The sequence below is a fragment of the Bradyrhizobium sp. 187 genome (assembly GCF_023101005.1).
GTDB classification, from domain to species: Bacteria; Pseudomonadota; Alphaproteobacteria; order Rhizobiales; family Xanthobacteraceae; genus Bradyrhizobium; species Bradyrhizobium canariense_D.
In genome coordinates, this window is sequence record NZ_CP064693.1 from 571,068 (window position 1) to 582,602 (window position 11,535).

Below are 11,535 nucleotides of genomic sequence, written 5' to 3' on the forward strand. Positions count from 1 at the left end.
TCGCTATAAGGCCGGCAGAGGCCGAAACGGGGAAGACAGGACGCGAACCCGCGCGATATCATCAGCCGCGACCGTCCCGCCGGCCCGTACCACGCCGAGCACCCCGGATTTGAACGGAGGGCCCGTTTCCGCCGACGAGAGCACCTGTCGCTTCAGGCCGGCCCGAAAGCGGTCGATAAGGAGACAGGGCGTCCGGAGACCGGTCAGCTCGACGATGGCCGAGGGGCCCAACTCGATGAAGGTGCCGAGCGGCATCCGCTCCAGGTCCAGGCCAGTCGTTGTGATATTCTCACCCATATCCCCCGCTGACACCTCGAAGCCGGCTTCCGAGAGGAATGCAAAAAGCTCGGCCGGGATCAGGTGGACCTGCCGGAGATTGGGCAGGCGAGGTCGGCGGCGGGCGAGATAGCGGTGCCGGACGAAAGGGCCGGCGTGGGCGTCGCCTTGGACTCCGTGGTCCTCGATCAGAACGATGCGATCCTGGACCGGTTTGCTGAAGTGGTGTCCAGGGTCGGCGGCGACCGCCGCCACCTTCCCCTCAAGCGATAAATCGTGCGCCTGCGGCATCAGGCGGCGCGGGCGAGCGAGCGCCGCTTCTGGCGGAAGTAGCGCGTGATCTCGGGAAGCTTCATCGAGTTCAGCACCCGATCGGCAGGGACGCCGCCCTTCCGGGCCATTTGGACGCCCCAGTGCATGTGGTCGAGTTCGGGGATCGAGTGCGCGTCCGGATTGATGCTGAGCATGCAGCCGAACTCGAGCGCAGCCTGGTGCCAGCGCCAGTCCAGATCGAGCCGCCATGGATGGGCATTGATCTCGACGACGACGTCGTGCTTGGCGCAAGCCCGCAGCACCTTCTCCACGTCGATCTCATAGCCGGGCCGCCGCTGCAGCTGCCGCCCGGTCATATGACCGATGATGGTGGTATGAGGATCGGAGGTGGCCCGAAGCAGTCGCTGCGTCTGCGCCTTGCGGTCCAGCTTGAAGCGGCCGTGGATGCTGGCGACTACGAAATCGAAGCGCTCCAGCACGTCGTCCGGATAGTCGAGCGAGCCGTCAGCCAAGATGTCGGACTCGATACCTTTGAGGATCCGGAAGTCCTTGCCGAAGCGCTTATTTAGGCGGTCCGCTTCCCGGTGCTGCTGCGCGATCTCCTCAACGGAGAGACCGCCGGCATAGTGGGCAGACTTGGAATGATCGGCCACGCCGAAATACTCGAAGCCTCGCTGGCGCGTCGCCTTCGCCATAGTCTCCAGGGTCTCGGTGCCGTCGGAGGCGTCGGTGTGGCAGTGAAGGATTCCGCGCAGGTCGTTGTCGGTGACAAGCTTCGGCAACTTGCCCTTGAGAGCCAGGTCGATCTCACCACGCCCCTCCCGCAATTCAGGATCGATGAAGGGCAAGCCGAGAGCGCGAAATATGGCGACCTCATCCTCGGCGATCAGGGTGCGGCCCTTGTGCAAGCCGTCGGCCTCCAACCGCATTCCCTTCCCAATGGCCAGCGCCTGAAGCTGGGCAACGTGAGGGGCAGAGCCGGTGGCGAAGAGAAGGGTGGCGCCGAAGTGCTTGCGGTCGGACAAGCGGATCTGCAACCCATCCGTCGCAGACGACTTCGCCCCTTTGGCGACTTTGGGCGCTTCTGCAACGATCGCGAGGTCACCGAGGAGTTCGCAGCCGCGACGGAAATCACCTGCGACTGTGATGCGCTTGAGTTCGGGCCGGGCCCTGCGAAGCGAATCCTTGGCGTGCGCGAGCAGAGCGGCGGCACGGTGCAGGTGAAGGCGGCCTTCTCCGCCTTTCACGATGGCCAGGTTCTGAAGGATCTTGGTCTGCAGCGCGGCGCCAAGTCCCTTGCCCTTCTTGATGCGGTCGTCCTTGGCCGCGGCCTCCAGCTCGGCGAGCGAGGCGATGCCGAGATCCTTGTAGAGACGCAGCACTTTCTCCGGGCGAAGACCGGGCACCGACAGCATCTGGAGCACGCCCTCAGGGATCTCCTTCCGCAGCTTTTCAAGGCTCGGATGAGTGCCCGTCTTGTGAAGCTTGGTGATGATGTCGGCGATCGCCTCGCCGACGCCCGGGATTTCCATGAGCCGGTCTTCTGCGATTAGGACGTCAAGCGGGTCGACAAGGGCTGCCAAGCTGTCGGCGGCCCGAGAATAAGCTTTTGCCCGGTAGGGGTTGCCGCCACGCAACGCGGTCCGCTGTGCGTATTCTCGCAGGAGACTTGCGACAGTGCGGGCATCGAGGGAGGTCACTTAACGAGCCTCCCGTCCAGCGCCCTGCCGCCTCGCTGGATCATAGCGACTTTGGCCGGTCGGCCCATCATCCGCTCGATTGTCGATTGATCTCTCAAGATTCTGGGCTGCCCTGAAGTCCTCAAGGTGCTGCGTATTCGGATTGTAAGCCGCCTCTTTCTTGAGGAGATTATAGATACGCCCGGCCAGCAGTTGCAGATGCTTCATCCTGCCGTGCGGCATGGATCGGGCCTTGCACAGAGCTCGAACAGCGTACGCACGGAAGTAGTCGAAAGCGTCTGACATGATGCCGATAACGTCTACTTCCGCCTATAGTTCGGTTCTGGCGTCCGCCCTTGCCGGCGAGCGCCTACCCGCCCGCTCAAAGGTCCTCCCGAAGTCCTTTGAAGACCGGATGCCGCACTTTCCCCTCGGCCGACTTGGCCCGGTACTCGATCTCCGCGAGCAGCATGGGCTCGACCCAGACGCCCTTGTGGGTGATCCGCTTGGCGTAGGGCTGCGTCTTCCGGACGAGCGGCTCCAGCCGTCTCAGGAGCTCCGCGGTCGAGGCTTTGTCGAAGCCGTGGTCGACCTTGCCGGCGTAGACGAGGTCGTCGCCCTTGCGCCGTCCGACGTAGAGCCCGTCCCACTTGGTACCATCTAGGGCGAAGCCTGCGATCGTCAGCGTCTCGCGCTGCGCGCAGGACTTCTTCACCCAGTTGTTGCCGCGCCCGCTCGCGTATCTGCTGTCGCGGACCTTGGAGACCACGCCTTCGAGGCCGACCTTGCAGGCGTGCGCGAACATGTCTTGGCCCTCGATCTCGAAGCTTTCGCTGAACTGGACATCGGTCCCGGCGATGATCTTCTTGAGCTCCGCCTTCCGCTGGTGAAGCGGGAGCTTCCTCAGGTCGCGGCCGTTCAGGTAGAGCAGGTCGAAGGCGACGAGGACGATGTGCTTCGAACTCCCCCGTAGCTCGTTCTGCAGAACGGAAAAGTCGGTGGTGCCGTCGGCGGCCGGCACGACGATTTCGGCGTCGACGACCGCGGAGCTTGCCTTGACGTGCCAGGCGTCGTGAGCGACTTTCTTAAATCGGTTGGTCCAGTCGTGACCGCGCCGAGTGAAGACCTTGACTGCCTCGTTATGCAGATGGACCTGGACGCGATAGCCGTCGAACTTGATTTCGTGAATCCATCGGGATCCGGACGGCACCCTCTCGATCGAGGATGCCAGAGCCGGCTCGACGAAATCCGGGAACGGTGCCTTGACGCCGATATCGGACGGCTTCCTACGCGCAAACGCCACTAACGAACTCCACGCAACAAACGTGATTCAAGGTGGCACATGGGGAATCGTTCCGGAACCAGTGAATCCTTGTGACGTTGCTTCCGCATCGTTCAACGATGGAGCCGACCATGGCAAAGGCAGCGAAGAAGAAGACCACTCGAGGACGCAATCAGGACCGGGCCCGCGTCGCCGGCGGGCAGAAGTACGAAGTCGGCTACGAAGCCAAGAAGACCGGGCGCTCGGCCTCCGCCGTCAAGAAGGCGGTTAAGAAGGTCGGCAATGGCCGCAAGAAGGTCGAGAAGCGCCTGGCTCGCTGACGTCTACTGCGCCTGCGTGCCCCTGCATCGCGGTCCGCGCCTGCTCAAATCCTGCAGGAGAAGCGGGTGAAGGCGGTAAGCGTCTGGAGGCGCGGCTCGACATCGCACAGGTAAATCTCCGCCTTCAGGAATGCGAGTTCGTCGTCGACGGCGGGCTCGCAGACATCGACGTACCATGACTTGGGGCGCCCATCCGTACCGTCACTCCAGCGGTACCCGCGGCGTTTCAGCGAGTCCTTCAATTCGAAGGGCGATTGCTCCGCCCAGATCCGGACCGTCTTCCGGCGTGCTGTATCAAGCAGGAGCGCGAGCGCCGGTGATCCGGTCGCCGGCAGAACGAAGTCCAGGATCTCCAGCAGCGCATGGCAGTCGTCGACGGCCCTGTGCGCCCGGTGGAAGAGGCCCGCCCCGTTGAGCAGGTATCCGAGTTGGCTCCCAACGAAGCCGTGCGCTCGCCAGTCGACCTCGGTCATGCTGCAGCCCCAGGCCATCCGCTCGAAGATCGGCCAGTGCCGCTCGGCAAACTTTCGATCGAAGCCCGCATTGTGCGCGATGGCAATTACCGCGCCGTCGACGAAGGCCTCCACGGTGCCCGCGTCGATTCTATGTCCCGCCACCATCTCGTCGGTGATGCCGGTCAGCGCCGTCACCTCGACCGGGATTGGCCCGCTGGGCTCGTTGAAGCCGGAGAAGACGTCGCGGACGCCGACGATGCGGCCGTCCGGAAGGTAGTCGAACTTGACCATGCCGAGCTCGATGATCTCGTCGCGGGCGTGGTCGAGGCCGGTCGTCTCGGTGTCCAGCAGGATGGCCGTCCGGACCTCTTGCCCGACGGTCGCCGGGGTGTACGTCCCCCGGGGGACGAGGCGGCGCAGCACGCGGTAGTCCCCCGACCGCCCGAGCGCCTCGGCCATCGCGGCCAGGGCCGCTGGGTCCAGAAGTTGCTCGTCTCTTAGCGGCTGGGTCAGCGCGTCCATTGGTCCATAATACCGGCCAAAACCTCCACGAGGTACCTCGAAAACAAGCGATTCACGACGTTATCGGGCGTGCTGCGGGCAGCTGGCCGATTTTCCTGTTGACTGGCTCGGCCCATGTCGGAACCGCTCGGCCCCGTTCGTCTTGAGTCCATCACCGTCACTCGGAGTAACGCGTAAATGGCCCCCCGCGCCAACTGGAAAGGCTTCCTCCGCCTGTCGCTCGTCACCTGCCCGGTGGCGCTGTACCCGGCGACGTCGGAGAGCGAAAAGATCTCCTTCAATCAGCTGAACCGGGCGACGGGCCACCGCATCAAGTATCTGAAGGTCGATGCGGACACCGGCGACGAGGTCCCGAACGAGGACATCGTCAAGGGCTACAAGGTCGACACCGATACCTTCATCGAGGTCACCAAGGAGGAGCTGGAGAATGTCGCCCTGGAATCCACCCGCACCATCGAGATCGACGAGTTCGTCGACAAGGCCGACATCGACCCGCGGTACCTGATCCGTCCCTACTACCTGCGGCCGGACGGCAAGGTCGGACACGACGCCTTCGCTGTGATCCGCGAGACCATCCGGGAGATGGACAAGGTCGCGATCGGGCGGGTGGTGCTGACCAACCGCGAGCACATCATCGCGCTGGAGCCGCTCGACAAGGGCCTGATGGGGACGCTGCTGCGCTACCCGTACGAAGTTCGCGATCCGAAGGAATATTTCGACGAGATCGATGACGTCAAAGTCACCAAAGACATGCTAGACCTCGCCCGACATATCGTCGAGCAGAAGGCCGGCAACTTCGAGCCCGACAAGTTCGAGGACCAGTACGAAACGGCGCTCGTTGACCTCATCAATCAGAAGCGCGCCGGTAAGCCGATCGTGCCGAAGGATCGGCCCAAGGGCGAGAACGTCGTCGATCTGATGGACGCACTGCGCAAGAGCGTCGGCGGCGCCGCGGCTGAGACTAAGGCTCCTAAGAGGCCAGCCAAGAATGCCAAGAAGGCCAAGACGGCGTTGGCCAGCCAGAAGGAGATGCTGATGCCCATCGCCGGCAAGAAACCTGCCAAGGAGGCCGCCGCCAAGAAGCCCGCAGCAGGGGCGCGGCGGAAGTCCGCGTGAAGTATCCGGTAACGCCCGACGGACGCTACTTTGTCGTCCGGGGCCGGCTCCCGGCCCGGGCGAAGCCGAGAGCTTGAAGCTGACGCAGAAGTTGATGACGGCTAGGCGCGCCGTCCGCGCCGCGAAGGCGGACCAGGACCAGGATGTAGAGGCGGCAGCCCCCCGAGCCGTCGACGAGGCCAAGCGGGCTCTCGGCGAACGCGGGGCTGTCTGGTGGACCGACGGCTCGCCGGACCTCAACCGGCACATGGCGAAGAACACGCCCTACGCCCACTGGTATTCGGAAATAGGGCGGTGCTTTTCCGGAGGAACATGATGCCCAAGGTAGCCATCTTCGACGTTGACGGGACCCTCGTGGACTCGGTGGATCTTCATGCGCTCGCGTGGCACGAAGCGATGTTGAGATTCGGCCATGACGTGAGCTTCGAACAGGCCCGGGGCCAGATCGGCAAAGGCGGCGACAAGCTGATTCCTCATTTTTTGACCGAGGACGCGCAACGGGATCATGGCAAGGATCTGGAGGAGTGGCGCGGGCGGCGGTTCAAGAGCGCATACCTGCCGTTGGTGCGCCCGTTTACCGCGGTGCCCGATCTCCTGAAGCGCGTGCGCGACGCCGGCGTCCGGATCGCCGTCGGTTCGTCGGCCAAGAAAGACGAGCTCGCCGAATACCTCGATATTGCGCGCGTCGCCGATCTGATCGATGTCACCGCCTCCTCCGAAGACGCCGAGGAGTCCAAGCCGGCGCCGGACATCTTCGAGGTCGTGCTCCGGAAACTGAAGCTCGAAGGCGCCGACGCCGTCGCCATCGGAGACACGCCCTACGATGCGGAGGCCGCCCGGAGGGCCGGTATCCGTACGATCGGTGTTCTCTGCGGCGGGTTTACGGAGCAGTCGCTGCGGCAAGCCCAATGCGTAGAGGTGCATCCGGGGCCGGCGTCGCTGTTCGCTCGTTTCGATCAGTCGTTGCTTGCGGGGCAAAAATGTAACTCGGTCAGTTGAACGACCGAACGGACCTTGGCCACGCCCCGGTCAGTTTCTGACCGCGTCCAGCAGTTCGCGAGGAGCGAAGGGTTTTCTGAGGAATACCGTCCGCGGCGGCAGCCGGTCAACGACGTTGCCCGACATCACGACGATGTTGAGCCAGGGATGACGCCCCCGCGCGTAGTCCGCCAAGTCCGAACCGGTCATGTTGCCGGCCAGGTTTTGATCGGTGATCAGCGCCTGCAATTCGGGGCCTGTCGAAGTCACGATGAGCTCCGCCGCTTCGGCCGTCGCGCACTCGACCACCTCGAAACCTTCGTCCCGGAGCAGATCGGACATGATCTCCCGCTGCAGCGGGTCGTCCTCGACGAGCAGAGTTACGAAGTTCGACATTCCGGTCTCCTCGGCCTGGAGGTCAATCCGGAATCGCCCCTTTGGTTCGAGGCTCGCTCCCGTCCCACCTTCAGGTCGTCGCGCAGACCCTTGAAGAGAGGATGCCTGACCGGGGCTGCAGCGAAGAAGGCCACGCAGAAAACCGCAGGCGGTCGGGACCCCGCACCGAGCGGTCGAGAAGCGTTCGGCGCGCTGAATGCCTAGACGCGGCAGCAGGCCAGATCATCTGCCCGGAAGGCATTCCGGGCACGTGTCGCCGATCGAGTCGAGGACATCGCGGACTTCCGCCACGGCGTCCGCCGCGGAGAGGCCAGCCGGCGGGTCCTGGCCTGCGAGATCGAAAGCGTGTTCGCGCGCGTGCGGGTCGGCTCGGTCCTTCGCCCAGCCGTGCTCCTCGCATTCGTGAATGGCGCCCGCCTCCTGCAGCACGTGGATGGCCCAGCCCCGCGGCGTGCGGGGCGCCGGCCGTCGTTCCTTCGTCTTCAGCATCGAGATAGCTCCTGCCAGGACGAATCCTTCGCCCGCCTGCTCGTTCCGGGCGATTAGCACAGGCCAGGGATTCGCAATCGGCGGGGCTGAACCTTGTCCACGTGTTCCGTTCCCGTTAAAGATCGGCCGGGCCGACATCAGCAAGACCTCGAGCGAAAAGAAACAGACAAATGACTCGAGTTGGCTCGACAAGGCTCCTAGACGAGAAGTCCGTGATCGCTCCGATCCGCAAGATGGCGAAGGGCTGCAGCGACCTGCGTTTGGCGGTAGCCTTTTGGGGCCTCGACGCGTCGAAGACGCTGGGACTGTCGGGAGCGAAGAGCGGCCGCATCATCTGCAATCTGGAGTCGGGCGCGTGTAATCCAGCAGAAATAAGAAAGATTCGCACTTCAAAGAAGTTCAAGATCAAGACCCACGCTCAACTCCACGCAAAGATGTACTGGTCCCCCGACCGCGTCGTGGTCGGCTCCTCGAATGCGTCGGCCAATGGGCTCGTGGTCGACGCCGCCGTGGCGAAGGGTTGGCGGGAAGCCAACATCCTGTTCGATCAGGAGAACGAAGTCCGTCGCGCCGGCGAGCGCTTTGACTCCCTATGGAAGCAGGCAAGGCCGATAACGAAAGAACTGATGGAAGACGCCGAGCTCAAATGGGAGAGTAGGATCAGAGCGACGAAAGTGTTGTCGCTCAAAAGCCACACCCTGTTCGACGCGTTCGCCGAAGACAGGTCGATCTTCCGCGATGAGAAGATCTTCCTTGCTATATACGACGGCTACATTTCCCGCGAGGCATCGGCAGAGCAGAAGAAATGGAGAGCGAAAAAGAAGACCGAGCGGTTTGAGGATGGCGTGCTAGTGAGATCGAACACGCTGACGACGTACGAGGACTGGCACAAGATGCCGGCGAGGGCTTGGCTGCTCGATTGCTCATTCATCAATTCCAAGAAGCCGACATTCCGCGGCATCTTTCGGGTCTGGGAAGGCGGGGTCCTGAAACTTTCCGAGTCCGACGTTCAGTTCGCATACCGGACGCCCTCCATCACGATCGGCGCTCGATGCTTCAAGCTGTCGTCTGACGAGAAACGCAGCATCGAGAAGAACGCCGCTAGGCTCATCCTGGCGGCCCGAAGACGTCCCAACGGTCTGCTGGAGCTGGGAGCTTTGGTGCGGATGTGCCGGAGCTGAGCACGCGACCGTCCGGGACGGCGACCGAATAGTCTTCTCGATCTCGCAGCGCGAAAGGCGCCGTGGCATCGATTCATGCGACAGCCCGCGCGTCCAGGCTTGCCTCCAAGCGCGTTCGCAAATCCTCCGCCGCGGCGACGAGCGCGGCGGCGCGATGCCGGACGGGATCCTTCGGGTCGAGTTCCGAGATCTTCTTCTCGCCGAGATAGACCGAAACTTGGCTGCCGCCCTGCCTCGACGGATGCGCCAACCATCCGAGAATCCGGCTTCGGTCGATCAGTCCCTTGTCGGCGGCGAACGACAGCGCCGCGGCTGGCGTCGGCCCTAGCGCGATGTAGTGCGCATCGCGGGCGAGGCCGGACAAGGTCGGCAGGAAGTCCCGCTCGAAGCAACAGCGCAGCAGTTCGATACGCAGGATTTCCTCGAACGAGCCGGCGAACGGCTTGCGACCTACGAAAGCCGCATGCGGGACGACCGACGTGGCGTGGAGCAGATCGGCCCGGCCTGCCCAGAGCTCGGCCGCTCGACCGCCTCCAACGAGGTCCATGACGCCCATCGCATCGAGCATGCGCTCGAGATTGGGACGCATGGCCGGCCCGCCGAAGGCCGCATGCTTCTTCGTTCTGCTGAGGATTTCCTCGTCCGTCAGTCCCCGGCGCAGCAGCAGCTTCGCCTCGACGTAGGCGTCGTCGCGCTGGTTCGGTCCGGGCGTGATGCCTACGATCACCAACCTCGCCTCGGTGTTTACGTGCTCGAACGGTACGTACTCGAGAGAGTAGCGCCCCTCCGAGCCGATGAGCAGCGGTGCGGCGTCTTTGCCGGATTTCGCGATGGCGTTTTTGAATGCGGCGGCGATTTCCATTTCGAGTCCCCCTTGTTTGCGATGATCCCGTTAGCGGCGCCGGAAGCGTTCCTGCTTGTGCGCGGCGGTCACCACGAGACCGTTGCATATTACTTATGTGGCGGATCTTCCTTCACGCCGCGGGCGACGATCTTGAGCGTCCCGTCCGGAAGCGGGCGCTGCAGCTTCAAGGCCTCGTCGGCCGGCGCGGTCATCCAGGTCTCGACCTCTTCGGGCGTCGTCAGGATCACGGGCATCGCCTTCGGATGGATGGCGAAGACTTCGGCGTTGGCCTCCGTTGTAAGGAACGCGTAGAGGTCGTTGGTGGTCTCGCCTTCCTTGACCTTCCGGACCGACGTCCAGTTCGCCCAGATGCCGGCGAAACAGGCGAGCGGGCGGGTCTCGTCGAGCGCGAACCAGATGTCGCCGCCTTCGGCCTTGTTGAACTCGCTGAAGCTGTTGAACGGCACCACGCAGCGGTTCTCGACGCCGAGCCAGCGCGTCCAGTGTTTGCTCTTCACGTTGCGGATATTGGTGGTTCCGGAATCCGGCTCCATCCTGAGCAGCTGCTTGAAGTCGACGGTCTGGCCCTTGGCGTCCAGCTTCGCGGCGCGCTTTTTGGTCGCCTCCATGAGCGCGTGCGCCGACGAGGGCATGCCCCACCGCGCGGTCGCGAGCTCGCGGCCATCGGGGCCGGTCCGGACGATTGGCGCCTTGTAGTCCGGAAACACGCCGGGCATCGGCGCCAGGTTGCCGACGTACCGGTTGACGACGCGGAACAGCGCGCTGATTGCCGCCTGGTTGGTGGTGATGGAATAGAGGTTGCACATCGTCAGGTCTCCGGAGCGGCCTGGCGGGGGCGCTGCGCCAACTGTAGCAGCGTCGCCGGCGGCCGGCGATTGGCCTTGGCGCACTTGCTGCAGCGGAGCCGGCTCGCCAGGTCGTGGACCAAGGTGGTCGGCGGATGGCGCAACGCGGCCAAGTCGACATCCCGCTTGGTCGTGCAGCGGGAGCACTCGATCTCGAGCCATGGGTAGCCGCCGCCGATCGCCTGGTCGACGGTTGGCGAAGGGTCGATCGGGCCGCCGTCAGCCCACATGCGTTCGTTCCAGCTTTCGCATAGGAGCCGGTCAGCCTGTTTGATCAGGGCCTCGCCCTTGGCCCGGGCATCGGCAGACTGAGCCGCGAGTATGGTCGTCATCGCACGGGCCCGGCCGAGCTCCTTCTGCAGCGCCCTGCGGTCGCCTCCAGAGAGCGGGGTGGGATGGTGCTTCGGCGCCATCGCCGGCGCGCTAGTCGAACGAGGGCCAGCAGCCATCGTCTTCGTGGCTGCCGGTCCGGTTGGTGCACGTGTTGTCCAGCAGGCGCTGGCCGACGTCCTTCCAAAGGGCGTCCCGGCCGTACAGCCGGACCGCGTCCAGCGTCTGGATCTCGACCGTCCTGCTGCAGCGCCGGCAGCCCACCCTCAGTAGATGCTGGCGAATTTGGCCGAGCTGCTGCAGGCGTCCGGGCGCAGCAGGGGCCGGCCCCCTGACGTCGGCACAGGCGTCCTGCAGTAACGCCTGCCAGTGTTCGGGCGGCAGGTCAGCGTCCGGAGCCAGCCCGGGCGCTGGAGGCGCGCTCCTCCCGACGGCACGAGCCATCTTATCCATCTGGGCTCGGGTCGGCATGCGCCAGCTCGCGGGGCGGTCGGTCATCTCTTGAATAGAACATAACAAGAACATAAG

14 protein-coding genes and 1 pseudogene are annotated in these 11,535 nt (G+C 64.1%); 5 read left to right on the top strand and 10 right to left on the bottom strand.

All coding sequences use genetic code 11. From position 1 onward, the window contains the following. Positions 1-3 precede the first annotated feature (3 nt). From IVB19_RS02770 to ligD, 3 genes are all read right to left on the bottom strand, one after another. A complete protein-coding gene (locus IVB19_RS02770) occupies positions 4-567 on the bottom strand; it encodes an MOSC domain-containing protein (protein ID WP_247820995.1) in 564 nt (187 codons plus the stop codon). After that, the gene (locus tag IVB19_RS02775; protein ID WP_247820996.1) at positions 567-2,249 is read right to left on the bottom strand and encodes a DNA polymerase/3'-5' exonuclease PolX; all 1,683 of its coding nucleotides are present in this window, start codon (positions 2,247-2,249) and stop codon (positions 567-569) included. Before IVB19_RS02775 ends, IVB19_RS02770 begins: the two co-directional genes overlap by 1 nt. A 361-nt stretch (positions 2,250-2,610) precedes the next feature. Further along, the gene (gene ligD, locus IVB19_RS02780) at positions 2,611-3,531 is read right to left on the bottom strand and encodes a non-homologous end-joining DNA ligase (RefSeq protein WP_247820997.1); all 921 of its coding nucleotides are present in this window, start codon (positions 3,529-3,531) and stop codon (positions 2,611-2,613) included. A gap of 110 nt (positions 3,532-3,641) precedes the next feature. On the opposite strand from ligD, the gene IVB19_RS02785 reads away from it, so the two are divergent. Next, a complete protein-coding gene (locus IVB19_RS02785) occupies positions 3,642-3,830 on the top strand; it encodes a DUF3606 domain-containing protein (RefSeq protein ID WP_247820998.1) in 189 nt (62 codons plus the stop codon). 44 nt (positions 3,831-3,874) lie between these two features. Here the strand turns inward: IVB19_RS02785 and IVB19_RS02790 are convergent, their stop codons facing one another. Further along, positions 3,875-4,807 carry a 3'-5' exonuclease gene (locus tag IVB19_RS02790; protein WP_247820999.1) on the bottom strand — a complete coding sequence of 311 codons (933 nt, stop codon included), beginning with the start codon at positions 4,805-4,807 and terminating at the stop codon, positions 3,875-3,877. Between the two features lie 177 nt (positions 4,808-4,984). On the opposite strand from IVB19_RS02790, the gene ku reads away from it, so the two are divergent. From ku to IVB19_RS02805, 3 genes and pseudogenes are all read left to right on the top strand, one after another. After that, entirely contained in the window at positions 4,985-5,923 is a 939-nt protein-coding gene (ku, locus tag IVB19_RS02795) for a non-homologous end joining protein Ku (protein WP_247821000.1), read from the top strand. After that, a pseudogene (locus IVB19_RS02800) lies at positions 5,920-6,239 on the top strand (hypothetical protein). Before ku ends, IVB19_RS02800 begins: the two are co-directional and overlap by 4 nt. After that, a complete protein-coding gene (locus tag IVB19_RS02805) occupies positions 6,239-6,922 on the top strand; it encodes an HAD family hydrolase (RefSeq protein WP_247821002.1) in 684 nt (227 codons plus the stop codon). Before IVB19_RS02800 ends, IVB19_RS02805 begins: the two are co-directional and overlap by 1 nt. Positions 6,923-6,952: 30 nt before the next feature. Here IVB19_RS02805 and IVB19_RS02810 read toward each other — a convergent pair whose 3' ends face one another. Both IVB19_RS02810 and IVB19_RS02815 read right to left on the bottom strand, forming a co-directional pair. After that, complete coding sequence (locus IVB19_RS02810) at positions 6,953-7,297, bottom strand: response regulator (RefSeq protein ID WP_247821003.1); 345 nt, start codon at positions 7,295-7,297, stop codon at positions 6,953-6,955. A 222-nt stretch (positions 7,298-7,519) separates the two neighbouring features. Then, complete coding sequence (locus tag IVB19_RS02815; RefSeq protein WP_247821004.1) at positions 7,520-7,786, bottom strand: hypothetical protein; 267 nt, start codon at positions 7,784-7,786, stop codon at positions 7,520-7,522. Between the two features lie 212 nt (positions 7,787-7,998). On the opposite strand from IVB19_RS02815, the gene IVB19_RS02820 reads away from it, so the two are divergent. Beyond that, a complete protein-coding gene (locus tag IVB19_RS02820) occupies positions 7,999-8,967 on the top strand; it encodes a phospholipase D family protein (RefSeq protein WP_247821005.1) in 969 nt (322 codons plus the stop codon). Between the two features lie 73 nt (positions 8,968-9,040). Here IVB19_RS02820 and IVB19_RS02825 read toward each other — a convergent pair whose 3' ends face one another. The 4 genes from IVB19_RS02825 to IVB19_RS02840 form a co-directional block, all read right to left on the bottom strand. Beyond that, positions 9,041-9,829, bottom strand: a complete 789-nt coding sequence (locus tag IVB19_RS02825) for a hypothetical protein (RefSeq protein ID WP_247821006.1) — start codon at positions 9,827-9,829, stop codon at positions 9,041-9,043. Positions 9,830-9,918: 89 nt separating this feature from the next. Then, positions 9,919-10,638, bottom strand: a complete 720-nt coding sequence (locus IVB19_RS02830; RefSeq protein ID WP_247821007.1) for an SOS response-associated peptidase — start codon at positions 10,636-10,638, stop codon at positions 9,919-9,921. Between the two features lie 2 nt (positions 10,639-10,640). Continuing rightward, positions 10,641-11,090 carry a hypothetical protein gene (locus IVB19_RS02835; protein WP_247821008.1) on the bottom strand — a complete coding sequence of 150 codons (450 nt, stop codon included), beginning with the start codon at positions 11,088-11,090 and terminating at the stop codon, positions 10,641-10,643. A 10-nt stretch (positions 11,091-11,100) separates the two neighbouring features. Then, positions 11,101-11,478 (bottom strand): hypothetical protein, encoded by a 378-nt coding sequence (locus IVB19_RS02840; protein WP_247821009.1) that lies wholly within the window; start codon positions 11,476-11,478, stop codon positions 11,101-11,103. Between the last annotated feature and the right edge of the window lie 57 nt (positions 11,479-11,535).

Bases quoted from the DNA above. Each gene is read 5' to 3' on its own strand.
- IVB19_RS02770 (WP_247820995.1), bottom strand. From the start codon at position 567: ATGCCGCAGGCGCACGATTTATCGCTTGAGGGGAAGGTGGCGGCGGTC.
- IVB19_RS02785 (WP_247820998.1), top strand. From the start codon at position 3,642: ATGGCAAAGGCAGCGAAGAAGAAGACCACTCGAGGACGCAATCAGGAC.
- IVB19_RS02790 (WP_247820999.1), bottom strand. From the start codon at position 4,807: ATGGACGCGCTGACCCAGCCGCTAAGAGACGAGCAACTTCTGGACCCA.
- ku (WP_247821000.1), top strand. From the start codon at position 4,985: ATGGCCCCCCGCGCCAACTGGAAAGGCTTCCTCCGCCTGTCGCTCGTC.
- IVB19_RS02805 (WP_247821002.1), top strand. From the start codon at position 6,239: ATGCCCAAGGTAGCCATCTTCGACGTTGACGGGACCCTCGTGGACTCG.
- IVB19_RS02810 (WP_247821003.1), bottom strand. From the start codon at position 7,297: ATGTCGAACTTCGTAACTCTGCTCGTCGAGGACGACCCGCTGCAGCGG.
- IVB19_RS02815 (WP_247821004.1), bottom strand. From the start codon at position 7,786: ATGCTGAAGACGAAGGAACGACGGCCGGCGCCCCGCACGCCGCGGGGC.
- IVB19_RS02825 (WP_247821006.1), bottom strand. From the start codon at position 9,829: ATGGAAATCGCCGCCGCATTCAAAAACGCCATCGCGAAATCCGGCAAA.
- IVB19_RS02830 (WP_247821007.1), bottom strand. From the start codon at position 10,638: ATGTGCAACCTCTATTCCATCACCACCAACCAGGCGGCAATCAGCGCG.
- IVB19_RS02835 (WP_247821008.1), bottom strand. From the start codon at position 11,090: ATGGCGCCGAAGCACCATCCCACCCCGCTCTCTGGAGGCGACCGCAGG.
- IVB19_RS02840 (WP_247821009.1), bottom strand. From the start codon at position 11,478: ATGCCGACCCGAGCCCAGATGGATAAGATGGCTCGTGCCGTCGGGAGG.